The organism is Streptomyces sp. WMMB303, assembly GCF_029351045.1.
GTDB lineage: Bacteria > Actinomycetota > Actinomycetes > Streptomycetales > Streptomycetaceae > Streptomyces.
The window spans coordinates 4,453,149-4,477,573 of the sequence record NZ_JARKIN010000001.1 but is presented as its reverse complement, the minus strand read 5'-3'; the positions used below and the strand labels follow the sequence as shown (position 1 = coordinate 4,477,573).

22 protein-coding genes are annotated in these 24,425 nt (G+C 72.9%); 17 read left to right on the top strand and 5 right to left on the bottom strand.

Features of this window, described 5'->3' with window-relative positions; translation table 11 throughout:
• Positions 1–190 precede the first annotated feature (190 nt).
• From P2424_RS19895 to P2424_RS19870, 6 genes are all read left to right on the top strand, one after another.
• Entirely contained in the window at positions 191–1,102 is a 912-nt protein-coding gene (locus P2424_RS19895; protein WP_276477105.1) for an STAS domain-containing protein, read from the top strand.
• The gene (locus tag P2424_RS19890; protein WP_276477104.1) at positions 1,099–1,488 is read left to right on the top strand and encodes an STAS domain-containing protein; all 390 of its coding nucleotides are present in this window, start codon (positions 1,099–1,101) and stop codon (positions 1,486–1,488) included. The genes P2424_RS19895 and P2424_RS19890 overlap by 4 nt, the downstream gene beginning before the upstream one ends.
• Positions 1,485–2,045, top strand: a complete 561-nt coding sequence (locus P2424_RS19885; protein ID WP_346660106.1) for an ATP-binding protein — start codon at positions 1,485–1,487, stop codon at positions 2,043–2,045. The genes P2424_RS19890 and P2424_RS19885 overlap by 4 nt, the downstream gene beginning before the upstream one ends.
• On the top strand, positions 2,042–3,091 hold the full coding sequence (locus P2424_RS19880) for a SpoIIE family protein phosphatase (RefSeq protein WP_276477103.1): 1,050 nt from the start codon (positions 2,042–2,044) through the stop codon (positions 3,089–3,091). Before P2424_RS19885 ends, P2424_RS19880 begins: the two co-directional genes overlap by 4 nt.
• Positions 3,088–4,350 carry a PP2C family protein-serine/threonine phosphatase gene (locus P2424_RS19875; protein ID WP_276477102.1) on the top strand — a complete coding sequence of 421 codons (1,263 nt, stop codon included), beginning with the start codon at positions 3,088–3,090 and terminating at the stop codon, positions 4,348–4,350. The genes P2424_RS19880 and P2424_RS19875 overlap by 4 nt, the downstream gene beginning before the upstream one ends.
• 314 nt (positions 4,351–4,664) lie before the next feature.
• Positions 4,665–6,191 carry an FMN-binding glutamate synthase family protein gene (locus P2424_RS19870; RefSeq protein WP_276479038.1) on the top strand — a complete coding sequence of 509 codons (1,527 nt, stop codon included), beginning with the start codon at positions 4,665–4,667 and terminating at the stop codon, positions 6,189–6,191.
• Positions 6,192–6,293: 102 nt separating this feature from the next.
• On the opposite strand, the gene P2424_RS19865 is transcribed toward P2424_RS19870, so the two are convergent.
• Entirely contained in the window at positions 6,294–7,985 is a 1,692-nt protein-coding gene (locus P2424_RS19865; protein ID WP_276477101.1) for an APC family permease, read from the bottom strand.
• Positions 7,986–8,463: 478 nt separating this feature from the next.
• On the opposite strand from P2424_RS19865, the gene P2424_RS19860 reads away from it, so the two are divergent.
• From P2424_RS19860 to P2424_RS19845, 4 genes are all read left to right on the top strand, one after another.
• Positions 8,464–9,933 carry an MFS transporter gene (locus P2424_RS19860; protein WP_276477100.1) on the top strand — a complete coding sequence of 490 codons (1,470 nt, stop codon included), beginning with the start codon at positions 8,464–8,466 and terminating at the stop codon, positions 9,931–9,933.
• A gap of 137 nt (positions 9,934–10,070) precedes the next feature.
• Entirely contained in the window at positions 10,071–11,633 is a 1,563-nt protein-coding gene (locus P2424_RS19855; protein ID WP_276477099.1) for a glycosyl hydrolase, read from the top strand.
• Between the two features lie 128 nt (positions 11,634–11,761).
• Complete coding sequence (locus P2424_RS19850; RefSeq protein ID WP_276477098.1) at positions 11,762–12,562, top strand: helix-turn-helix domain-containing protein; 801 nt, start codon at positions 11,762–11,764, stop codon at positions 12,560–12,562.
• A 10-nt stretch (positions 12,563–12,572) separates the two neighbouring features.
• A complete protein-coding gene (locus tag P2424_RS19845; RefSeq protein ID WP_276477097.1) occupies positions 12,573–12,959 on the top strand; it encodes a VOC family protein in 387 nt (128 codons plus the stop codon).
• Between the two features lie 168 nt (positions 12,960–13,127).
• Here the strand turns inward: P2424_RS19845 and P2424_RS19840 are convergent, their stop codons facing one another.
• The 4 genes from P2424_RS19840 to P2424_RS19825 all read right to left on the bottom strand — a co-directional run bounded on the left by P2424_RS19840 (position 13,128) and on the right by P2424_RS19825 (position 16,160).
• Complete coding sequence (locus tag P2424_RS19840) at positions 13,128–13,313, bottom strand: hypothetical protein (protein ID WP_075000164.1); 186 nt, start codon at positions 13,311–13,313, stop codon at positions 13,128–13,130.
• A 228-nt stretch (positions 13,314–13,541) separates the two neighbouring features.
• Positions 13,542–14,396, bottom strand: coding sequence for a hypothetical protein (locus tag P2424_RS19835; protein WP_276477096.1), 855 nt, complete (start codon positions 14,394–14,396; stop codon positions 13,542–13,544).
• Between the two features lie 31 nt (positions 14,397–14,427).
• Entirely contained in the window at positions 14,428–15,132 is a 705-nt protein-coding gene (locus P2424_RS19830; protein WP_276477095.1) for a hypothetical protein, read from the bottom strand.
• Entirely contained in the window at positions 15,129–16,160 is a 1,032-nt protein-coding gene (locus tag P2424_RS19825; protein ID WP_276477094.1) for an NlpC/P60 family protein, read from the bottom strand. Before P2424_RS19825 ends, P2424_RS19830 begins: the two co-directional genes overlap by 4 nt.
• A 246-nt stretch (positions 16,161–16,406) precedes the next feature.
• Here P2424_RS19825 and P2424_RS19820 point away from each other — a divergent pair, with 246 nt between their 5' ends.
• The 7 genes from P2424_RS19820 to P2424_RS19790 all read left to right on the top strand — a co-directional run bounded on the left by P2424_RS19820 (position 16,407) and on the right by P2424_RS19790 (position 24,399).
• Positions 16,407–16,910 (top strand): DUF6668 family protein, encoded by a 504-nt coding sequence (locus P2424_RS19820; protein WP_276477093.1) that lies wholly within the window; start codon positions 16,407–16,409, stop codon positions 16,908–16,910.
• A 13-nt stretch (positions 16,911–16,923) separates the two neighbouring features.
• A complete protein-coding gene (locus P2424_RS19815) occupies positions 16,924–17,241 on the top strand; it encodes a hypothetical protein (protein ID WP_276477092.1) in 318 nt (105 codons plus the stop codon).
• A 51-nt stretch (positions 17,242–17,292) separates the two neighbouring features.
• Complete coding sequence (locus P2424_RS19810) at positions 17,293–18,057, top strand: hypothetical protein (RefSeq protein ID WP_276477091.1); 765 nt, start codon at positions 17,293–17,295, stop codon at positions 18,055–18,057.
• Complete coding sequence (locus P2424_RS19805) at positions 18,042–19,403, top strand: hypothetical protein (RefSeq protein ID WP_276477090.1); 1,362 nt, start codon at positions 18,042–18,044, stop codon at positions 19,401–19,403. Before P2424_RS19810 ends, P2424_RS19805 begins: the two co-directional genes overlap by 16 nt.
• Positions 19,390–20,889, top strand: coding sequence for an SCO6880 family protein (locus P2424_RS19800; RefSeq protein ID WP_276477089.1), 1,500 nt, complete (start codon positions 19,390–19,392; stop codon positions 20,887–20,889). Before P2424_RS19805 ends, P2424_RS19800 begins: the two co-directional genes overlap by 14 nt.
• A 208-nt stretch (positions 20,890–21,097) precedes the next feature.
• A complete protein-coding gene (locus P2424_RS19795) occupies positions 21,098–22,585 on the top strand; it encodes an ATP/GTP-binding protein (protein WP_276477088.1) in 1,488 nt (495 codons plus the stop codon).
• Between the two features lie 275 nt (positions 22,586–22,860).
• Positions 22,861–24,399 carry an RICIN domain-containing protein gene (locus P2424_RS19790; RefSeq protein WP_276477087.1) on the top strand — a complete coding sequence of 513 codons (1,539 nt, stop codon included), beginning with the start codon at positions 22,861–22,863 and terminating at the stop codon, positions 24,397–24,399.
• Positions 24,400–24,425 lie beyond the last annotated feature (26 nt).

The following is a 24,425-nucleotide window of genomic DNA, read 5'->3' as shown; positions in this document are numbered from 1 at the left end:
CGAGGACAGGTACAGAACCGGTCCGGGCCGGCGCCCGTCGGGCTGATGCGCGCGAGTACCTCCCCCGTTCCCCTGGTGCCGTTTCCGCGCCCGGTGCCGCTCTGTGCGTCCGGGATCCCGCGAGGGCTCCGGTGGGTGTGCGGTGCCCGGGTGGGTACGACAGTCAAATGTGTAGTGAAGGGGTCCGTTGATGAGTGTCACCGAGTCCGCCCTGCGCGAGCGCCTGTGCGAGGTGCTGGTGCGGCGGGGCGACGAGATCGCCGACCGCTGGGTGCGGCAGCAGGTGGAGCGGGTTTCGCTGAGTGAGGGGCTGGCCCAGGAGGACCTGCACGAGGAGGCGGACGCGCTGGTCACCGCGCTGCGCCAGGCGATGGCGAGTGAGCTGGCCACGGACTGGGTCGTCGCCTCCCATCAGGAGCTGCGTGAAGCGGTGGGCGACATGTCGATGCGGCGGGCGCGTGCGGGTTCCTCGCCGACCGCCATCTCGCTGTCCGTGCTGGCGCTGAAGGACGTGTTGCTGGAGGCGGCGCAGCAGGAGTCGCTCGCGGCCGACGACATGCTGGCGGCGGCCCTGCTGCTCAACCGGCTGCTGGACGCCGCCGGGGTGCTGTGCTTCGAGACCTACGTCGAGGGCCGCGAGGAGATCATCCGCAGGCAGAGCCGCCAATTGCTGGAGGTCTCCACTCCGGTGGTCCGGCTGTGGCGGCACGTCCTGGCCGTGCCGCTGGTCGGCACCCTGGACACCGCGCGCAGCCAGGTGGTGATGGAGACGCTGCTGGAGGCCATCCAGCAGCACGAGGCGACGGTCGCCATCATCGACATCACCGGGGTGCCGACGGTGGACACCTCCGTCGCCCAGCATCTGATGCAGACCGTGCAGGCGGTACGGATGATGGGCGCCGACTGCGTCATCAGCGGGATCCGGCCCGCCATCGCCCAGACCATCGTCCAACTGGGCATCGACCTCTCGGACATCCTCACCCGCGCCAATCTGGCGGACGCGCTGGCCACCGCGGTACGGCTGACGGGGGAGGACGGGTCCGGGACCGTCTCGGGGCCGCTTTCGGCGCCCGGGGCGCCGGAGGTGCGGGCGGCGCCGTGAGAGGAGGACCGGTACCGATTCTGCGGCTGGGCGACACGCTGGTCACCGGCCTGCTCAACGAACTCGACGACTCCTCGGCTCTCGCGCTGGCCGAGGAACTGACCGACCGCATCGTCTCCGACCGGGCGCGCGGCGTGCTGATCGACATCTCACGCGTGGAGATCATCGACTCTTTCGTTGCGCGTGCGCTGATGGAACTCTCGACGATGGCGCAACTGCTGGGAGCCCGTGTGGTCGTGGCGGGCATGCGGCCGGCCGTGGCCATCACCCTGGTGGAGCTGGGCATCGAACTGAAGGGCGTGGAGACGGCGTTGAACGCCGAGCACGGCATGACGGCCCTCGGCTGGCGCCACTCGCCCTCCGGCATGCAGGAGCCGCCGACGTGAGGACTTTCGGCGGCGCCGACGGCGAGCGGTCGGCCGCCGGTCGGGAAGCCCCCGCGCGCGAGGGGGCCGCCGGTGCGGCGATCCCGAGTCGGCGTGCGGAACCCCGGGAGCGGGCGCCGGAGCCTGCCGGCGGCTCGCCCGGTGCGGCGGAGGGTGCCGACACCGCCACCCATCCGGTGCGCACGGACGAGGACCTGCTGCTGGTGCGGCACGCGGTGCGCGCGGCCACGGTGCGGGCCGGGTTCAGCCTCGTCGACCAGACGCGGGTCGTCACCGCCGCCAGCGAGTTGGCCCGCAACGCCTATGTGCACGGCGGCGGGGGTGCGCTGACCATCGAGCTGCTGCACCACGGCACCCGGCGTGGGGTACGCCTGACGGTGCGGGACGAGGGTCCCGGGATCGACGACCTGTCCAGTGCCCTGGCCGACGGGTACACCACCGGGGCGGGGCTGGGCCACGGTCTGGGCGGTGCGCGGCGGCTCATGCACGAGTTCGAGGTGCGCTCGGAACCGGGCAGCGGAGCCAGCGTCACCGCCGTACGGTGGAGCGAGTGGTGAGCGGAGGCGAGTCCGGGGCCGTGCCGACGGCGCAGGTGCGCATCGATCACCACAGCGCTGTCCATCTCGCCGCCGACGTGGCCCGGCGTACGGCACGGCGGTGCGGGCTGGACGGCTCGCTGCCGGACCAGGCGGCCGCTGTCGCCAGCGAACTGGCCAGCAATCTGGACAAGCACGCGGGTGACGGCGTCGTCTACCTCCAGCCCCTCCCGCTGGGCGAGGGATTCGAGGTGCTGGCCGTCGACCGCGGGCCGGGCATGGGCGAGTTGCAGCGCTGCCTGGCCGACGGCTACACGACCACGAACACGCTCGGCACCGGCCTGGGCGCGGTCAGCCGGCTCGCGGACGCCTTTGTGATCCGCACCCGGGTGCCGGACGGCACCGTCGCCTCCGCCCGGTTGACGCCCCGCGGCGGCGGCTCCCCGGCCGGAGGGTCTGCCGAACCGTCCGGCCCGGACGGGTTGCCCGGCCACCGCGCGGGCGCGATCTGCCTGCCCGCCGAGGGCGAGGAGCACTGTGGGGACGGATGGTCCCTGCACGCCACCGCCGGGCAGGTGACGGCCGCCGTGGTCGACGGTCTGGGGCACGGCGAGGCCGCGGCCCGCGCCACCCGCGTGGCGCTGCGCATCGCGCGGGAGGCGCCGGAGAGCGCCCTCCCGGAGCTCATGACGCAGATGCACCGGGCTCTGCGGCACACCCGCGGCGCCGCCGTCGGTCTGGTGCGCCTCGAACCGGGCCGGCTGCACTTCTGCGGGGTCGGCAACGTGCGCGTCTGCGTGCTCCACCACGACCGCACCCCGCGGCGGATGGAGAGCCGCCCGGGGATCGTCGGGTGGAATCTCCCCACCCCGCATGTCCGCACCGAGCCGCTGGCGCCCGACCGGATGGCGGTGGTGCACACCGACGGTATACAGGCCCGCTGGGCGCACGACCCCTCCCGGTTCCTGTCGGGACTGCCGGCGCCGCTGCTGCCCGCGGCTCTGGCACACCGGCACCGTCGGCACCGGGACGACGCCACCGCACTGGCACTGACAGGACTGCGATGAACCAGCCGAGACAGGAGAGCGGGCAGCTGACCACAGTGGGCGGGGTGCGGCGGGCCGTGCGCCGCCTCGCCCGGACCCACGGTCTCCCGGCCGAACTGCGTGCCCGGCTGGTGGTGTCCGTCACCGCCGTGGCACGGGACGCGCTCGCCGAGGGCCGCGGTGTCCGGGTCAGCCTCGTGCGGGAGGGCGCGGGGGAGGCGTCCGAAAGCGGCGCAACCCTCGCGTGCGTCCTGGCGCCTGTGGGCACCGCCTGCCAGACCGGCCGGCGCGAGCTCGACGGACTGCCCCTGCCCGCGACGGCCGGCGCGGACGGTGCCGCGGAATGGCACCTTCCGCCCCGCGCGTCCGGGAACGGTGCCGTGCCTCCTCCGGACGGCGGGGCGGCCCCCGAATGCGAGGTGGTGCACGAGGAACTGCGCGCGGTACTGGACCGCTGCGACGCCGTGGAGGCCGAGCACCGCCTGCTGAAAGCGGAGTTGGCGGAGACCAACAGCGGGGTCCTGGCCCTCTACGTCCAGCTCGAGGAGCGCGACGAGCAGTTGCGCCGCGCCCACGGCCAGATGCTGCGCGAGCTGGAGGACGCGCTGCGCCCTGCACCGCTCAGCGTGCCCGGTCTGGAGCTGGCCGTGCACTACGCCCCGGCTGACACCGACGCCCCCACCGGCGGCGACCTGTACGACTGGTTCCGGCTGCCCGACGGCACGGTGCACATCACCGTGGTCGACGCGCTGGGGCACGGGGTCCGCAGCACCGGAGCCGCCCTGAACGTCACCCAGACCGTGCGGACGCTCGCGCTGGAGGGCCATCCGCCGGGGACCATCGTCGAGCGGGCGAGCGAGATCCTGGCCAGTATCGACGCCCAGTTGCTGGCGACCGTCCTGCTCGCCCGGGTGGACCCCGACCGCGGGGAGGTGCTGCTCGCCAACGGCAGCCACCCACCGGCTCTGGTCGTACGCGAGGACGGCACTTCCTCCTACCTCCAGGTGGCCGGACGCGGGGTGGGTTTCCCGCTGCCGGGCAGCGAGGATGTGCTGCGTATCCGTCTCGCCCCCGGCGATCTGCTGGTGCTGTACACCGACGGGCTGACCGAGAGCCGCAAGGACCCCCTGGAGGGCGAGGCCCGGCTGGTCGACTCCGCGGCCCGGCACCGGTGGCGCCCCATCGAGGAGATCCCCGAGGCGATCGCCGAGGACATGCACACCGTCGTGCTGCACCCGGACGACACCCTTGCCCTGGCGCTGCGGTTGCCCGGTCGCTGAGCGGCAGGCTGTTCCGCGGCCGGGCGGCCGCGGGCCGGGGCTCCGGCCGGGGCGGGGACTCCCCGGCCGTCTCGGAGGCGTGAACTTCTGCGTGCAGGGCACACGGACCGACGCACACGCCATATCCGCCGTACGGAGGAGGCGGCGAGCGTGATCACGTCGGCACCCGGCGCCGTGCGGTCCGGGGCGAGGACACCCGTGGTGCGCCTCGGCCGCCGCACCAGCCGCCTCGCCGCCGATCAGGGACCGTCTCCACAGTGATCAGAATTCTCAGCGTCGCAGCTCTCGCGCTCGCGGCTGTCCTGGCCGCCGCCCTGTCCGTGCAGTCCCCGTGGTGGTGGCTGCCCGCCGCGTTGCTTCTCGTGCCCGCCGTGATCGGTGTGTACGACCTCCTCCAGCGCAGGCACGCGGTGCTGCGCAACTACCCGGTGCTGGGACATCTGCGGTACCTGCTGGAGAGCATCCGTCCGGAGCTGCAGCAGTACTTCATCGAGCGGAACCACGACGGTCGCCCCTACGACCGCGACACCCGCGACCTCGTCTACCAGAGGGCGAAGGGCACCGCCGCCGAGGAGCCCTTCGGCAGCGAGCGGGACCTCTACGCCACGGGCTACGAGTTCCTGACCCCCTCCCTGGGCCCGGTGCCGGTCCCCGAGACGCCGCCGACCGCGCGCGTCGGCGGTCCGGAGTGCACGCGGCCCTACGACATGGCGCTGCTCAACGTGTCGGCGATGAGCTTCGGATCGCTCTCCGCCAACGCCGTCCTCGCCCTCAACCAGGGCGCTGCGCTGGGCGGCTTCGCGCACGACACCGGCGAGGGCGGCATATCCGACTACCACCTGCGGCACGGCGGCGACCTGGTGTGGGAGATCGGCACCGGGTACTTCGGCTGCCGCACGGAGGACGGCGACTTCGACCCGGACCAGTTCGCCGAGAAGGCCGCGCTCGACCAGGTCAAGTGCGTGGAGCTGAAACTCTCCCAGGGGGCCAAGCCGGGGATCGGCGGTGTGCTCCCCGGCGGAAAGGTCAACGCGGAGATCGCGCGGGTGCGCGGGGTGCCGGAGGGCCGGACGGTGATCTCGCCGCCCTACCACCGGGTGTTCTCCACGCCACGCGAGCTGGTGCGGTTCCTCGCCGGGATGCGAGAGCTGGCCGGCGGCAAGCCGGTCGGTGCCAAGCTGTGTGTCGGCAGCCGGCGCGATGTGCTGGCCCTGTGCAAGGCCATGCTCGCGGAGGGGACCGCGCCCGACTTCATCGTCGTCGACGGCGCCGAGGGTGGGACGGGCGCCGCGCCGCTGGAGTTCTGCGACCACATGGGGCTTCCGCTGTCCGAGGGGCTGATGACGGTGCACAACGCGCTGGTCGGCTCCGGACTGCGGGAGGGGATCCGCATCGGCGCGAGCGGCAAGGTGGCCACCGGCGCCGACATCGTCAAGCGGCTGATCCAGGGCGCCGACTACACCAACGCGGCCCGCAGCATGATGTTCGCCGTCGGGTGCATCCAGGCCATGAACTGCCACACGAACGCCTGCCCCAGCGGCGTCGCCACCCAGGACCAGCGGCGGGCCCGGGCGCTCGACGTCACCGACAAGTCGGCGCGCGTGCACCGCTTCCAGGACGCCACCGTCCGCAGCGCCCTGCGGATCATGGCCGCCATGGGCGCGAGTTCGGTGAGCGATCTCGGGCCGCACATGCTGTGCCGTCGCCTGGACCCCGTCACCATCCGCTCCGCCGCGCACCTGCACGAGTGGCTCGCCCCCGGCCAGTTGCTCAAGGACCCGCCGGAGGACTGGGCCGCCGACTGGGCCGCCGCCGACCCGGACCGCTTCGCGGCTGCCTGACCCGTACCTCGTCGCTTCCGCGTACGACGGCCGAGCGGGCGGTGCGGGCGTGTGGAGGGCGCCCGCACCGCCCGCTCGGCGGGGTCGGGACGAGTGGGGGGCTCAGGCGTCCTGCGGGTCCTGCTCCGCGAGGATCTCGCGGACCCTGGCCGCGGGCAGCGTCGACCGCAGGGCCAGCCAGACCACCAGGCCGCTGAGGACGAAGGTGGCGGCGGCTCCGAGGCCGAGGCCCAGCACGCCGAGGTTCCCCGCGTCCTCCGACTCCTTCGGGAAGTCGCCGAGGTAGCTGACGAGAGCCAGTCCGGCGAACCACACCAGCACCCACCAGCCGTACCGGAAGTCGAGGGCGGGTGTGCGCTGCTTCGTGGTGGCGTGGTGCACCGCCATCAGGACATAGCCCAGTCCGATGGCGAGGAACAGCTTCCAGTTGGTGTCCCACCCGGTCCAGTAGACGATCAGATTGGTGGACCACAGGGCGACGAAGGACACCACCGGACCCAGCTTGCCCAGACTGAACGGACGGGTCTGCTCGGGCAGCTGCTTGCGCATCGCCAGCAGCACCAGAGGCCCGCAGCCGAAGGAGAGCACGGTGCTGTTGGTCACGAATTCCACCAGTTGGCTCCAGCCCGGAAACGGCAGGAAGAAGAAGCAGCCCACCACGAACGCGAGAATCAGGCTGACCCAGGGCACCCCGGTGGCGTTCACCTTCGCCAGGCCGGCCGGCGCGTTGCCGTTGCGTCCCATGGCGTAGGAGATGCGGGCGGTGACACCGGCATAGATCAGCCCGGTGTCACCTGGGGAGATGATGGCGTCGGCATAGAGCAGCCCCGCCAGCCAGACGGCGCCGAGAATGCCTGCGATGGCGGCGAGCGGGCCGAAGGTGGCCAGGACGTCGCCGTGCGAGCTGAAGTGGGCGCCGACCGCTTGCCAGCCTTCGGCCTTGATGGCGCTGGTGGGCACTGCGCCGATGAAAGCGATCTGCAGCAGGACGTAGATGATGCCGCACAGGACGACGGAGCCGATCATGGTGAGCGGGACGTTCCGTTTCGGGTTGTCCGTCTCGCCCGCGAGCTCGACGCCCTGGCGGAATCCGAAGAAGGAGAAGGCGATACCGGCGCTCGCCACCGCCGAGAAGACGCCTTGTGCCCCGTAGGGCGCGAAGCCGCCCACCTCTCCGCCCATGCTGAAGTGGTCGGTGGTGAAGCCCAGCGCGAAGAACACCGCTATCACCAGCAGAATGATGGCCAGCTTCCACCACACCAGTACGTTGTTTATTCGGGCGAACCAACGGACTCCGAAGAAGTTGACGGCCACGAAAATTGCCATCAGCAGCACGGAGACACCCGTTCCCGCCGGGGTCAGAACGGCCTCGTTGTTCTCGTCGAGCCGCTGGAGCCAGGAGAGCCAGTTCGTGGAGTACTGGACGACTGCCAGCACCTCCACAGGCGCCACCGCCGCCGCCGCGATCCAGGTGACCCAGCCCATCGAGAAGCTGGTGAAGGAGCCGAACGAGTAGTGCGGGTAGCGGGCCACGCCCCCCGAGTGCGGGAACATCGTGCCCAGTTCGGAATAGGTCATGCCGATGAAAATGAACATCACGGCGCCGATGGCCCAGGAGAGTACGGCGGCGGGTCCGGCCATCTGAGCGGCATCGAGTGCGCCGAAGAGCCACCCGGAACCGATGATGGAGCCGACTGCGGTGAACAGCAGGCCCACGGTGCCGAATTCACGTTTCAGCCGACTGTCGTCCCCGGCGGATACTGATGTATCCGGGGTCTTGTTGTCCATGGCCATTCAGGAACCTCCTCTGCTTGCTCAGATGTCGCGATTTGCCGCATCTGGGAATTTCGCGCAACATCTTCGGTGGGCCGCCGTCGTAGGCCCGTCCAGGGGTCCAGTAGAAGCGATGATTGAATCCATGGCTTTAAAGAAACGACAAAGATGTACAGTGAAGCGAGAGAATCCCGGGCGCGATCCGACGCGGTCTCCCTGAGGGGAGCCGTTGCCCCGGAGGGGCGCGGTCCGGCAGACCGTACCGGTGTCGAGGACGTCGCCCGGGGGCGGGCGACGTGCCGCCCGGTTGCCGAGCGAGGAGGACGACACCCTCGCCGCCGACCGAAGCCGCGCGGACCGGCCGATGGCGGCGGTGGCCGTCGCGCTCGCTGTGAACTCGCCGTGAAGGGGCAGACGCACGGAAGAGGAGTGCCGCGCCGTGCTCGCGGCCAGGGGCGACCGGAGCGGCCGACCCACGACCAGGGCGGGAACGGATGCGATGAGGCAGGCGGACAGGCCGGGATTCGACCGGCGGCTGCTGGCGCCGATGCTGCTGGGCTCGGTTCTGAACCCGGTCAATTCGACGATCATCTCCATCGCGCTCGTGCCCATCGGCGCGGCGCTGGGCGCGCCTCCCTCGCAGACGGCGTGGCTGGTCTCCGGCCTCTACCTGGCCACCGCGCTCGGGCAGCCGGTCGTGGGGCGGCTCATCGACCTCTTCGGCCCGCGCCGGCTCTTCCTCCTCAGCACTGCTCTGGTCGGGGTCGCCGGCGTGGTCGGCACCGCGGCACCGAACCTGGGGGTGCTGATCGGTGCCCGGGTCCTGCTCGGTTTCGGCACCTGCGCGGGCTATCCCTCCGCGATGGCCCTGGTGCGCAGCGAGGCGGAACGCACCGGCCGGGACAGCCCCCGCGGGGTGCTGACAGCACTGGCGGTCGCCAATCAGACCGTCGCCGTCGTGGGCCCGCTGCTGGGCGGTCTGCTGATCGCGGCGGGCGGCTGGCGCGCCACCTTCGCGCTGAACGTGCCGCTGTCCGTCGCGGCGGTGCTGCTGGGCCTGCGCCGACTGCCGCGGCCCACGGAACCGGCCCGAACCCGGTCCGCAACGGGCGAGCCGCGGCCCGGGGCGGGAAAGAACGGGCCCGGGGCGGACAGCGGAACCCCGCCCCGCGAGCGTCCGGCCACCCGGCTGGACCTCCCCGGCATGGCCCTGTTCGCCGCGACGCTCACCTCCCTGCTGCTGTTCCTGATGAACCTGCACCTGCGCGACTGGTATCTGCTGGTCATCGCCGCCTTGGCAGGGGCCGGCTTCGCAGTACGGGAGTTGCGCACCGCCGTTCCCTTCATCGACCTGCGGGTGCTCGGCGGGAACACCCCGCTGCTGGCCACGTTCGGGCGGGCGCTGCTGGCCTACACGGTCTCCTACTCCTTTCTCTACGGCTTCAGCCAGTGGACGGAGGAGGGCTACGGACTGACGCCCTTCCACGCCGGGCTGGTGCAGATGCCCATGTTCCTGCTGGCGATCGGTGTGGCCGTCGTCGCGGGACGGCGTGCCGGGGTCCGGGGGAAGCTGGTGGTCGGTGCGCTGGGGCAGCTCGCCGCCAGTGCGGTGCTGCTGACGCTCACCGGGCGGAGCGCACTGTGGACGCTGGTGCTGGTAGCCCTGATCTTCGGCGTCCCGCAGGGGCTGAACAACCTCGCCCTGCAGAACTCCGTCTACTTCCAGGCCGACCCCGAGCGCACCGCGTCCTCGGCCGGGCTGCTGCGTACCTTCGCCTACATCGGTTCGATGGTCGCCTCCTCCGCGGCCGCCGCGTCCTTCGGGCAGCGCGCCGACACCGCGGGCATGCACCGGCTCGGCTGGGTGATGCTCGGCGCCGGTGCGCTCCACCTCCTGCTGACCGCACTCGACCGTTCGCTGGGCCGGGTGGCGACCGCGGACGCCCGGGCGGCTGCGGACCGCCGGTGAACCGTCCGCTGCGCGCATCCGTCGTGCGTACGCAGACGAATTGACCCGAGAGGTGACCCGAGAGGCGTGTTGTGCGCGCGAGACCACTGACATCACTGCGATCACTGCGATCGTTCAAACCCCTTCTACTCGCCCTGTTGCTGGTCGTCGCCGGTGTGTCGGCCGTCACCGCAGCGGAGCTGCGCGGCCCTTCCGAAGGCAAGGACCGCATCACCGGAGCGTCGGCGTCCGGCTCGGAACACACCGTCACCCTGCGGAACCGGACAGCGGAACGCATCTGGGTCGGAGCCGGGGTCAACGCCGACGGCTCCCAGCCGCTCATCGGGCTGCCGGTCCTGGACCCCGGGCAGTCCGCCACCGTCACCATCCCCGAGCACTCCTCGGCCGGTCACTGGCGCGGCAAGTTCTTCGCCCGCCAGGGCTGCAGCGGCGAGGAGGGCAGTACCTTCCACTGCGCCGTGGGCGACTGCGGGCCCTACGCCGACCACTGCACCACGGGTGAACAGCCCACCAGCCTGGCCGAGTTCAACTTCGATCCGGCCGACTCCTCGGCACCCTGGTACAACGTCAGCTACGTCAACGCCGTCTCGGCGGCGGTCACCATCACCCCCGACGGGGTGACCCCGCCCGAGAACGGTGGGGAGTGCGCCGCGGTGGGCTGCCCCACCGACCTGCTGTCCCACTGCCCGCCCGAGAACCTCACCAAGGACGGGAAGTCGGGCAAGCCGCTGGTGTGCGTCAACCCGAACCGCGACGCGAAGACCGCCTACAGCGAGGCGCTCACCAAGCAGTGCCCCACCGCCTACGCATGGTCCAAGCACGACACGGAGAGCGGTAACCAGGTCGTGCGCCAGTGCAGCCACTGCAAGGGCCTGACCGTCACCTTCCACGGCCGGGGCGGCACCGAGAAGCCCCGCACCGCCCCTCAGCGCCCGGGCGACAAGGACCAGCCCCGGCACGACGACGCCGCCCCCGGAAAGGGCAAGGGCGTGGCGCTCAACCCCGTCGGCGGCGCCTCCCAGGCGCTCAAGGACTCCGGCGCCCACTGGTACCACAACTGGGCCTCCTCCAGCGCGGGGGTCGACAAGCCCGAGGGTGCCGAATTCGTCCCGACTATCTGGGGCCCCGGATCGGTCACCGACGCCGAGCTGAACAGCGCCGCGAAGGAGGGCAGGAACCTGCTGGCCTTCAACGAGCCCGACTCGGCCTCGCAGGCCAATATGACACCCGAGCAGGCACTGGATCTGTGGCCCCGGCTGCAGAAGACCGGCCTGCGGATGGGGGCCCCGGCCGTCGCCACCGGAGCCGACAAGGCGGGCGGCTGGCTGGACCGGTTCATGAAGGGGGCCGAGAAGCGCGGGCTGCGGGTCGACTTCATCCCCGTGCACTGGTACGGCTCCGACTTCGGGCCCGCCGCGGCCGACCAGTTGGCCGACTACGTCAAGCGCGTCCACGACCGGTACAAGAAGCCCGTCTGGGTGACCGAGTACGCACTCATCGACTTCACCCAGGGCACTCCCCGCTACCCGAACGAACAGCAGCAGACCGCCTTCATCAAGTCCTCCACCGAAAAGCTGGAGAAACTGGACTTCGTGAAGCGGTACGCCTGGTTCGCCCTCAACACCGAGACCAGCCCGACCGGTCTCTACAACGGCCCCACCGCGAACGCCGGCGGAAAGGCCTTCCGGTCCGCGGGCTGACCCGCCACCGGAGCTGACGTCCCCGTCGGCCCGTCGCGCCCGCAGGGCACGGCGGGCCGACGGCTGCCGGGCCCCCGGTGCGCCCGTCGGTCCGGTCCGGTTCCGCCGTGCGGTGCGACAATGGGGGAGTGGAACTGCGTCAGGCCGCTCGCGAGGCGGGGATCGGTGTGGTCGCCGCGAGCGAGCACGTGGGTCCTCCCCGCCTGCACCGGGCCCTGCCCGCGCTGCGTGGACGGCTCGTCGTCAGCCTGGGCGCCCCGATGGAGGTGCGGTACGACGGGCAGGTCCGGCAGTTGCAGGCGGTCGTCGCCGGACTGATGCGGCCCGGCGCCGGCACCCCGGAGCTCGTGCTGCGGCCCCACCAGCCGACGGTGTACGTGGACCTGGCACCCTCGGCCCTGCACCGGCTGACGTCGGTGCCGCCCCGTGAGATGGACGCGGGCGGGGTGGGGGCCGACGTGCTGCTGCCGTGGGCGCACCGGCTGGGTGAGGAACTCGCGGCCCGGCCCGCCGCCCGGCGGGAGGCCCTCATGCGCGAGCGTCTCCTCCGGCAGCTGGACCGGGCGTACCGGCTCGAGGTATGCCGGGAAGCGCACGCGGCCCTGTGGATCATCGAGGCCTGCGAGGGGCGGATCTCCGTCGACGAACTGGCCCGACAGGTCCACCTCAGTCCGCGCCGGCTGCGGCAGGTGATGCACGGTGCGCTCGGCATCGGCCCGAAATTCGCCGCCCGGGTCGCGCGGCTGGCCGCGGCCCTCGACCGGGCCCGTGCCGGAGCCGACTCCTGGGCGCGGGTCGCCGCCGAGAGCGGCCACCACGACCAGAGCCACCTCGTCCGTGACTTCAAGGACCTCATGCGGACGACTCCGACCGGGTGGCTCGCGGAAGAGGGCCGGAATCTACAAGGCCGCCGGCTCACCTCTCCGTGATCATCGAGGCATGACCGACGAACTGATGCCCAAGCTGCTCGTGTCCGACGCGGACGCGGCGATCGACTTCTGCACCGAGGCCCTGGGCGCCGTCCTGACCACCCGGGTGGCCGGTGACGACGGTGTCGTGCACCACGCCGAACTCACCGTGGGGTCCACGACCCTCGCGCTGGCGCAGAGCGTTCCGGACTGGGGATGGCACGATCCCGCTTCGCTGGGAGGTTCACCCGTCCTCCTCACGGTCCACGTGCCCGATCCGGACGCCACGGCGGATCGTATGGTGCGGCTGGGGGGTGAACTGGTGATCCCCGTCGAGAACCGCCCCTACGGCAAGCGACAGGGCCGGGTGCGCGACCCCTTCGGGCACCTGTGGGTGATCAGCGGCGCCCTGCGGTAGGCGCTCAGGCCCGGCGGAGCACGGCCGTCGCGCCGCGGGCTCCGGCTCCGCCCACGCATCCGCCCGCGTTGAGCCACGTGTGCCTCCGCGCGCCTCTCCACCGGCGCGGGGGTTCGGCGGGCCGCGCGGCCCGCCGGGCGGTGGCCTGCGCCGCGGCGCTGCTGCGGCTCAGTCCGCGGTGCGCAGCGCTTCCGCGATCTCCTCGTCCGCGACGGCCATGGCGGCCTCGGCCCGGGTGTACCAGACCGCGCGCCGCGCCGCGGAAAGACCCGCCCACGGGTGCCGCTCGGCGCTGTACCCGAGGGTGCGGTACAGCGCTGTCGCATAGCGTTCACGCCGGTCGGTCTCGCTCATGTGGTCGCTTCCTCGGGGGGCGGTGCGGTTCGCGGACTCGGGGAGCAACGGCACTTCGGCCCTCCGGCCCGGGCGAGAGTCTCGCACGCCGACGCCCCGGGCGCCGAGCCCGCCACCACCTCGGTCCCGCGTCGGCAGACCCGCCCCGGCCTGAACGCCCACCGCTCCTCGGTACCGCCCCGCGGTACCGATGTCCGCACCGGGGCCGGGCCGACTGCGAACTCCCCGCTACCGCGCCGCCGCGCGGCGCGGTGCGGCGGCGCCCGCGGCCGCGTCCCGGGCGGCTTCGAGCCGTGCCTGGTGCTCCACCGCGGCCGCGAACGCGCCGCCTCCCTCCCCGGGGATCTGGTTGCGCATGCGCACCACCGAGACCCCGGCCGCGACCGCCGTCGCCAGGTCGGCGATCTCCAGCCACAGCGCCTGGGCGCGGTCCGCGACCGCCTCGGCCTGCTCGTGGTCACCCCGGTAGTGCCAGCGTTCGGCGACGTCCCGGTACAGCAGCACTCCGCCGACGGCGTCTCCGGCCTGGCGGGTGATCCGTGCCCGCGTCTCCCGTACCAGCAGCGCTTCGGGGTGGGACAGGCCGAGCGCGTTCGCGGCGTGCTCGTCGAGCTGGGCGGCCAGGGTCTCGGCCTCGTCCGCGCGGCCCGCCGCCGCGTACGCGTCCAGGCGGGCGACGGCCTCGGAGAGGGCTTCGGGGGTGGTCGCTCCCGCGTCGGGCGCGGCGCCGGCCGACTCCGGTGCCGGCTGCGCCTGACCGGGGTCCGGACGGCGGGCGCGAGAGGGCGCGGCGCGCTTCTTGGACGCCTTGCCCTGCCGGGCGCCGACGGACAGCTCGCCGACCGCTCCGTCCGGTGAGATCACCAGGTGCCACACGGTGCCGTCCCGTTCGGTGGCCTGGGCCCGCACCGGCCGTCCGAGCCCCGCGGCCGCTCCGGCCACCACGTCCACGGCCGACGCCCGAGTGGGGTGTTCGGACCCCGGCAGGAGCGGACCGGAGACGGTCACGCGGCCGTCGGCCTGCACGACGAAGGCGTAGGCCGGCCAGCCGGGTACCTCGGCGGGCTCGTAGGTGGTGGGCATGGAGTTCCCTTTCTGGTGAGATTCCCCGGTGCTAGCGCACGGTGACGTCGGCGACCCGCCAGACCGCGTCGGCGGACTTCCGGACGAGGTGCACGTAGGCCACCACGGAGGCCGGCTTCCGCGTCCAGCCGTCGCGCCCGTGCGGGGTGGTGGTGACGGTCAGCTGCCGCCAGGCCACGGTGTCGGTGTCCGTCGGCTTCGCCGCGTCCTCGGTCCGCTCCGACGCGACGGTGGTGTAGGCCCGGTGGTCCGCCCACCGCCGCCACTGGGCACCGGGTGCCGAGCCGCCGCGGTGGTCGGCGAGCTGCCGCGCGTACGAGCGGGTCAGCCAGCCGGCGTCCGCGGCCCGCCGGGCCGCGTCCCCGGGCCCGTCGTCGACGGTGGTGTCGTGCGTCCACATCGCGGTGAGCGTTCCCTCGGCGACCTCGTCGGCGTCTCTCCCGTCCACGTCCCCGGGTTTGGGGACGCCGCCCTTGGGGGTGCCCCGCTTCTTCATCCCCGCCTCCGTCGAACTGCCGGGGGAGGGCGGGTGCGAGTCGCCTCCGTCCGTGGCGGACGTTGCCGAGGGCGAGGTCGAGGGCGACGCCGAGGGCGAAGCCCCCGCGCCCGGCTGCCGCGTGGCGCCCTCGGACGCGGCGGCGCCCTCGTCGTCGGAGCCGCATCCGGCCAGGGTGGCGGCGAGTGTGAGCGTGAGTACCGCCGCCGCGGTCCCGGCGCGCCGACCAAGTGCTGTCATCCGAACCTTCTCACCTTCTGGGGCCTGCTGGTGTAGTAGCTGTCACCGAGCCGGCTGATCTTCACCACGTCGCCGGTCTTCGGCGCGTGGATGAACTGCCCGTTTCCCACGTAGATGCCGATGTGGTCGAAGCTGCCGTGCAGGTCGAACCCGATCACGTCGCCCGGCCGCAGCGCGTCGCGGTCCACGGGCTTGCCCACGGTGACCTGGGCCTGCGAGGTGCGAGGGAGCAGCGTCCGGCCGCCGCTGGCGTGGTAGACGGCTGCCTGCACCAGGCTGGAGCAGTCGAACCCGACCGTGTTCGCCCCCTGCGCGAAGCCCCGGCTCGGGCCCTCCGGGCCGCCGCCGCCCCACGCGTACGGGGTGCCCAACCACTTCTTGGCGTAGGCCACCACGCGGTCGCCGAACGGACCGCCCTCCTCGTCCGCCATGTCGCCGGAGTAGCCGGTCATCGCCGTGATGATCCTCGTGACGTAGCTCTGCGTCTCCGGATACGGCGGCAGCCCGCCGAACTCCTGGACCGCGCCCGGTCCCGCGTTGTAGGCGGCGAGGATCAGCCTCGTCAGGTCCCCGCCCCTGCCCAGCGGCTCCACCTTCCCCGCGAGCCAGCAGTCGTAGCGGGCCTGGGTCATGATGGCGTCGCCGGGGGTGAACGGATCAGCGGTCCCGTCCGGTTCGGAACTCCCGTCCCTGCCTGCGGCGTCCACCCCCCAGGTCTTCCAGGTGCCGGGCAGGAACTGGCTCAGCCCCTGCGCCCCGGCGCCGCTCTTCGCGCCGGCGTTCCAGCCCGACTCGGCTTCGATCTGTGCGGCGATCAACGGGGCGCTCACCTCGGCGCACTCGCGTCCGGCGCGCTCCACCCATTCCACGTACTCCGGCGGGACGCTCCGGGAGTCGAGCGTGGTCACCAGCCCGACCGGAGCGCCGGCTTCCTCCTCCTCGGCGGCCGCCACGACGGACAGCCCGACCAGCATGGCGAGCAGGCCGGCTGCGACACCCCCGGCCACCCTCAACGCGGTTGCGGGCATCCGCACCCCCTCTTGAACCAGTTCCGGCGAAAGTCCGTATGAGGGTCCGCAGTCCGAAATCCAGCACGTGGAACCACGTGACCACTCATGAGTTCGAGCGCGGCGTCGAGAACGCCGCCGAAGGGAGAGGCCATGGCCGGGGAAGTGCCGGCTTCCAACCCCTGGCTTTCTCCGACGACTCCGGCCCACCCTTCGGGGGGCAACAACGGGGAGCCGCGGCGATCGGTTCAGGACGCTCCGACACCGGTGACGGGCCCGACCGCGCCCCAGGGCGGCGTGCCCTGGCCGGACCGCATGCTGCCCGTCGCCCCGAAGCGACAGGACACCGGGCACGGTTGGTGGTGGCTGGGCGTCCACGGGGGCGCCGGGGTCAGCACCCTGGAGCAGGCGGTACCCGGCGGCCGGGACGCGGGCCGCGCCTGGCCTGCGGCCGGGACGCCGCAACCGGTCGTCCTCGTGGCGCGCTCCGACGCGGGCGGCCTGAAGGCCGTGCAGAGCGCCGCCCAGCAGTGGGCGTCACAACTTGTGACCGGAGTCGAACTACTGGGCCTGGTCGTCGTCGCCGACGCCCCCGGACGCCGCCCCAAGGCCCTGCGCGACCTGCTGTACCTCGTCTCCGGTGCCGTGCCCCGGCTGTGGGAGATCCCGTGGGTGGAGCAGTGGCGGCTCGGAGAGTCGGCGCTGACCCATCTCCCCAAGGAATGCGCGCCCTTGGCACGCGATCTGACCCGACTCACCCGACCCGCCTGAAGGGGAATCCCGCATGTCCACTCTGCTGGCGGCCGCCTCGGCCGCCTCACAGGAGCTCACCCGGATCGCCGCCGGGTCGGTGCCCTCCGGCCCTCCGGATGTCGGCGGCGGCGCGGCGCCGCCCGGAGCCGACGGACTGCTGACGGTCCTCAAGTGGGTGGCCTGGACCGTCACGGCGCTCTGCGTCGCGGGAATCTTCGGAGTCGCGGCCCGGATGGCCCTGGACCACTCCCGGGGCGGGGGCCGCGAGCACGCCAAGGGGCTCGGCTATGTGCTCGGTGCGTGCCTGCTGGTGGGTTCCGCCTCCGGCATCGTCGGCGCCCTCGTCTGACGGGCCGCCACGGACAGCGCGCAGATGCGGATCACAGGGATGGGAAGGGACATGGCAGAGCCCGGCAACCGCGAGGGGCACGACGACTCGCGCAGCCCCTGGCTGCGGAACGGCTTCGTCCTCGCGGTGGCGTTCATCGGCTTCGTCGCCGTCATCGGAGTGGCGGTCCTCGTCTCCTCCGACGGGCCCGAGGGCAGCTCCTCCGCGTCCTCACCGGCACCGGGCGCGGCTGCCCGGACCGGGCAGCCACCGCCGTCCGCCGCTGCGGACCGCGGTGACTGCCCCGGGCTCAAGGACACGGGCGAGAAGGTCCCCACCGCCCCGCCGGAGGGCGTGGACTGGAAGCTGTTCCAGTCCGTCGCGCTCCCCTGGTCGAAGGCCGCGGGCCCGGCCGTGGTCGAGAAGGACGTGGCGCGCTGCTACGCGCACACCCCGCTCGGCGCGCTGCTGGCGACCAGCCAGATCAGTGTCCGCTATCTGGCCGCCGACGACTGGCAGAGCGTCACCCGCGCGCAGACCGTCGGTGCGGGCCGGGAGTCCTACCTGAAGGCCCGCGCCGCCTCTGAACGCACGGCGGACCCGCGGGAGCAGGAGGGCGCGGCCCAGGGACAGATCGCCGGGTTCGACTTCGTCAGCTACACCGGCAGCACCGCCGTGATCCGCACCGTGTGGCGGTTCCAGGACGGCCGGATGCAGGCTGCCGCCACCACCGTGCGGTGGCGGGACGGCGACTGGAAACTGGAGTACCCGGCCGATCCGCCGGCGCCCGCCCCGGTCGACTCCCTGGCCGGATACGTCGAATGGGGCGGTGTGTGATGGCGGGCTGCGACTACGGCTGGGTGCGCCCCACGGTCGGCGGGTACTGCGTGGGCGAAGGGGAGGGCACGGGTCCGAAGGACCTCGGCGACAGCGCGTTCGACAACATCGTCGACAGCGCAGCCCAGGCGGCCGCGGACACCGTCAAGGCACTCGGCAGCGCGTGGACGGACATCGACAGCCCTCTGCTGAGCTACGACAGCGGACCCGCGGCGTTCCTGCGCGGCTCCACCCTGTGGTTCACCTCCTTCACCGCCGTGCTGTGCCTGGTCGTCGCGGCCGGGCACATCGCCTGGCAGCGGCGCGGCGAGCCCGGAAGGCAGGCCGTGCGAGGGCTGCTCAACCTGATCGTCGTCTCCTCGGCCGGGGTGGCGGCGGTCAACCTGCTGACCATGGCGGGGGACAAGTTCAGCGTCTGGATCATCGACAGGTCGACCGGCTGCGAGCAGATCAGCGCCGCCGGGGAGCCGGTCCAGCAGTGCGTGGACGAGTTCGACGACCGCGTCTCGGCCATGCTCGCGCTGGGCGGTACGGACTCCTCCTTCCTCGTGCTGATCATGTCCCTGCTGGTGATCGGGGCCGGTCTGGTGCAGATCGCCCTCATGATCGCCCGGGTGGCGCTGCTGGTGATCCTCACCGGCACGCTCCCGCTGTCCGCCGCGGCCAGCTCCACCCCGTCCGGGCGGGCCTGGTTCCGCAAGTCCGTCGGCTGGCTGCTGGCCTTCGTGCTCTACAAACCCACCGCGGCGGTCGTGTACGCGGCCGCGTTCTCCATGGCGGGCACCGAGCCGAAGGGGGAGGGCAACGAGATCATCTCCATGGTCTCGGGCGTCGTGCTGCTCGTGCTGGCCTGCTGCACCCTCCCCGCGCTGCTCCGCCTCGCGGCTCCCGCGGTACAGGCGACGACCGCGGGCCTCGGCGGCGGCTCGTCCTCCGGCTCCGGCGGCGGCCGGGTCGTGGCCGGCGGCGCGCTGGCCGTACCGCAATTGCGCGGCCCGGCGGCCGGACGGTCGGTCTCGGGTGCCACCGTGACCCGGGAGCGCGGGGACGCCACCGGCGCCCGCAGCAGTCCTGGGCACGCCGCCAGCGGCCGCCGGCCCGCACAGGGTGCGGGCGGGACGCAGGCGACGCCGGGTTCCGAACACTCCGCCGCCGACCAGCGCGCGGGCCGGTCGCGTCCGGCGGCCCTGCTCGACCGCCCCGGAGAGGTGGAGCAGACCGCACCGGGCGATCCCGCCGACCCGGACGGCACCACGGCTGTCAAGGAGACGCTCTCCTCCGCGCTCTCGGCGGCCACCCACCGACACCGCGACGACCAACAGGGGGAACCCCATGGCAGTGACTGAAGGAACCGGCCCGCGCACTTACGGCAACTTCCGCAAGCCGCGCGCCTCCGGACTGCGGGGCCTGTCGCTGGGGGCGACCATGCTGCTGTTCGGCGGCCTGATCGCCGTCGTCCTCAGCACACTGGTCTCCGTGTGGGTCGCGCTGGCCCTGGCCGTCGTGCTGGCGCTGGCGATGGCGCCCCTGGCGGTGCGGGACCGGCACGGCCGCACGCTGATGCAGCGGGGCGCGGTGCGGCTCGCCTGGTGGCGCAACACCTCCTCCGGAGGCAACCTCTACCGGTCCGGTCCGCTGGGCCGGGCAGGCGGTGGCACCTGCCGACTGCCGGGACTGGCCGCGCAGTCGTCCCTGAGCGAGGCGCAGGACGGCTACGGACGCCCCTTCGCCGTCATCACCGTGCCGGCGACCAACCACCACACGGTGGTCGTCTCCTGCGACGCGGACGGTGCGGCGCTGGTCGACGAACGTCAGGTCGACACCTGGGTGGCCCACTGGGGCCAGTGGCTCTCGGCACTGGGCACCGAACCGGGGCTCGTGGCCGCCAGCGTCACCGTGGAGACCGCGCCCGACCCCGGCGTCCGGCTTCAGCAGGAGATCGGAGCCAACGCTGTCGACGACGCGCCCGACCTGGCGCGGGAGATGCTGCGCGACGTGGTCGCCGCCTATCCCAGCGGTTCGGCGCAGATCAGCACCCGGATCGCGCTGACCTACTCGGGCGCGGCACGCGCCGGTGCGCCGCGCCGCAACGTCGAGGAGATGGCGGTGCACATCGGGACGCGGCTGCCGGGACTGACCGCCGGACTGTCCATGACCGGCGCGGGCACGGCCGTCCCGATGACGGCGACCGAACTCGCCGAGGCCGTGCGGGTCGCCTACGACCCGACCGTCGCGCAGCTGGTCGAGGAGGCGCGCGCCGCCGGCGGCACCGGGCTCACCTGGGACGAGGCGGGTCCCACCGCCGCGCAGGAGGAGTGGGACCACTACCGGCACGACGGGGTGCACAGCATCACCTGGGCCATGACCGAGGCCCCGCAGGGCGAGGTGTTCTCCAACGTGCTGACCGGGCTGGTGCAGCCCAGCCGCGACATCGCCCGCAAGCGCGTCACGCTGCTCTACCGTCCGCACAGCCGTGCCGAGGGCGCCCGCGTCGTCCAGCAGGACTACAAGAACGCGCTGTTCACCGCGCAGCAGCAGCCGATCGGCCGGGCGAGCGACGACGCGGAGGTGGTGGCGGCCCGGAAGGCGGCCGAGGAGCAGGCCCAGGGGCATGGGGTGATCCAGTTCGGTCTGCTGATCACCGCGACCGTCGACTCCGCCGAGGACCTGCCCCGGGCCACCGCGGCGGTGGACAATCTGGCGCCGGCCGCCCGCATCGCGGTCCGGCCCGCCTACGGTTCGCAGGCCGCGGCCTTCGCCGCCGCGCTGCCGCTGGGCCTGGTGCTGCCGCTGCACACAGCGCTGCCGCAGACCGTACGGGACGCGATGTAACGCGGACCACCATGGCGTCCGGTGCTTTCCGCCGACCCGGCACCGGGCTGCGCCCCCGCTCCCGGCGCCGCTTGCCCGAGTCTCGCGGCACGGGAGCCGCGCCCCCTCCGCCAGGGGCGCCGGCGGCCGCGCGCTCAGCCACCACGTACCCGCGGATCGGGGGTCGGCGCGAGCCCCCGGACGCGGTCACACAGCACAGGAGGATCTGATGGCACGTAAGGCCGAGAAGACCCGGGCACGTACGGCCGACACGGGCTTGCCGCGGGCCACCGCGCGGGGCTGGCCCGGCCGGGGCGGTGGCATGGTCGGATACGTCGACCCCGCACCCGAATGGCGCGGCACCTCCGTCCAGGTCTGTGGCCTGTGGCCGTTCGGGGCCGGAGCGGGGACCCCGATGGTGGGGGTGCCGCTCGGCCGTGACCTGGACTCGGGGGCCACGGTCTGCTGCGACCCGGTGAGCTGGTTCATGCGCACCGGCCTGCTGGCCAACCCGTCGATGTTCGTCCTGGGCCGCCCCGGACTCGGCAAGTCCACCGTGGTGCGGCGGATGGCGCTCGGCCTGTCCGGCTACGGTGTCCATCCGCTCATCTTCGGCGACCTCAAGCCGGACTACGTCGACCTCATCCGGGCGATCGGCGGGCAGGTCATCAGCCTGGGCCGGGGACGCGGACACCTCAACGTCCTCGACCCGGGGGAGTCCACGGCGGCGGCCGCCCGGCTCACCGGGGACGCGCGCAGGCAACTGCTGGCCGCCACCCACAGCCGCCGGCTGCACATGGTGTCCGCGCTGGTGACCATCCTGCGCTCGGAGCCGCCGAGCGACCGTGAGGAGACCGTGCTGGCCGCGGCCCTGGACGTGCTCGACGACCGGCACGGCTCCGGCCGGACACCGGTCCTCGCGGACCTGGTGCAGGTCATCAAGGAGGCCCCGGAGTCGGTGCGGGCCGTCGCCCTGGACCGCGGCGACATCACCCGCTACCGGGACATCACCGAGAACCTGGAGGCGTCGCTGATCGCGCTGCTGGGAGACGGCCTGCTGGGCGACTCGTTCGCCCGTCCGACCACCGAGCCGATGAAGCTCGACCGGCCGGTGTGTTTCGACGTCAGCAACATCGACGACAGCGAAACCCTGCTCCAGGCCGCCGCGCTGCTGTCCTGCTGGTCCTACGGGTTCGGCGCGGTCTCCACGGCGCACGCGCTCGCGGACGCCGGACTGGAGCCGCAGCGCAACCACTTCCTGGTGATGGACGAGCTGTGGCGGGTGCTGCAGGCGGGCCGCGGACTGGTCGACCGGGTCAACGCCCTCACCCGCCTGGACCGGCAGCGCGGCGTGGGTCTCGCCATGGTCACCCACACCATCGGCGACCTGCTCGCACTGCCCACCGAGGAGGACCGCATCAAGGCGAAGGGCTTCGTCGAGCGCGCGGGGATGGTCGTCTGCGCCGGGCTGCCCCCGGCCGAGATGCCGCAACTGGCGCAGGTGGTGGAGCTCACCGAGGTGGAGAAGCGGCTGCTGGTCGACTGGTCCACGCCGCCGGCCTGGGACAGCTCCCGCAGCCGGCAGGCCGACCCGCCCGGCCTCGGCAACTTCCTCGTCAAGGTCGGCAGCCGCCCCGGTATCCCCGTCCATGTGGACCTGACCGCCGGGGAACTGGAGGTCAACAACACCAACAAGCGCTGGAACAAGACGGCCTGAGCCGTGCACCGGACCGTGGGGGGAGGCGCCCGCCCCGCCGGTGAACCGTTTCGCCCGCCGATCCGTGAACAGAGGCGGAGGCCGGGCCCCCACCCGGGTCTCCGCCCGAGTCGGGCCCGGGGCGCGCTCCCCGTTCGGCGCCCCGGGCCCGGTCCGGAGACGGGGCGGGCAGGGCTGACGGCTGCCGGTGCCATGGTTGAACCGATCCGCCCAGGGGGCCGTGTTCATCCGGGAGTTCGTTCGTCGCAAGCCGAGTCGTCAGGAAGTGGTGCCACATGAGCGAGGACGGAGAAGCGCGGCCGCCGGGCGTGCCGCCGGGGCAGTCCGAGCCCGCCCCCTTCGATGTCGTCATCACCGGCGAGGGCGCCGCGTCGATCGACGGCGAGCCGGTCCCGGTGCTCGGGGACCAGCCGCTGGACACCGCGATCCTGGACACCCTGCACGGGTACGCGCAGCTTCGGGACGACCCGGTCACCGCGGCCATCTCCAACCCGGCGACGGGCTACGCGGTGCGCGTCGAGGTCGGTCCCGACGGCTCCAGCCGACTCGTGGGCCAGGACGCCGCGGAGGGCGGTGCTCCCGGAGCCGGTGCCGCCGACGTCGCGGAAGCCGGCCCCGCGGCCCCGGCCGGAGCGGGGGCGGCGGCCCCGGCCGAGCCCGCTGCGGAGGAGAAGCCGGCCGCCCCGCAGCCGGCTGCCGAGAACGTCGCACCGACAACCGCCGGGAGCGCCGCGGCCGTGCCCGTCGGACAGCCGCAACCGGCGGAGGCCGCGGCCCGGTCACGTACCGCGATGCCGTCGATCCCGCGGCCCTCGATCCCGCGCCCGTCCATGCCGTCCCTTCGGCGCCCCTCCCTCCCGGGGCGTTCGCCCGGCTCCGGGAAGGCCGCGGGTGGCTCGACGCGCGGTTCGGACGTGGAGTTCGTGCCCAGCAGCCTGCTCAAGAAGCCCTGGGTGGTCGGTGGCGTGGCCGTCGCGGTGGCGGCGCTGGTCACCACACCGCTGGCGCTGGCCGGTGCCAGCAGCGGGGGCGGCGACAACAGGGCGGACGGGAAGATCCGGGTCGAGGATCCGAAGGAGGAGCCGGACCGCGGCCCCGGCGGGTCGGTGCACCCCTCGCGCCCGCCCTATCCCAGCGGTTCCCCGTCCGGGTCCCCCTCGCCCGAGGACAAGGACGACGACAAGGGCGAGGGGAAGGACAAGCCGAAGTCGGCGGACTCGAAGCCCGAGAAGTCCGGCGACGAGGGCTCCGAGGACGACGAGAAGGGCTCCGACTCCTCCGACGAGAAGGACTCCGGCAGGGGCGACCACGTCAGGAAGGCGCCGGACCGCAGCCGTATCCCGCACGGGGTGACCATGGTCGTGAACCGGAAGACCGGCGGCTGCCTGGATGTGCCCGGTACCGGCAAGGGCGAGCCGGACGGCCGGGTCCAGCAGGGCGACTGCGACACGACGGCCGGGGCCCGCGGCGGCAACCAGCGGTGGAAGCTGGACCGGAAGGTGAAGGACGGCGGTCCCGGCAAGGCCGACCTCTACCTGATCCGGAACGTCAAGGACGACCTGTGCCTGGATCTGGCAGGTTTCGGGCCCAAGGCGGCCAGGTCCCCGGTGACCGAATACCACTGCCGTCCCAAGAACGACAACCAGCTCTGGTGGCTCGACAAGCGCTCCAACGGGACGTACTGGATCCGCAACCACGAGAGTGGCAACCAGTGTCTCGACGTGGCGGGCTCCGGAGAGAAGACGAACGCCCGGCTGTTGATCTTCGGTTGCGACGACGCCGACGACCACCAGTGGCGCTTCAAGAAGCCGTGAGGCCGCGGCCGGCGGCGACCGCAGGA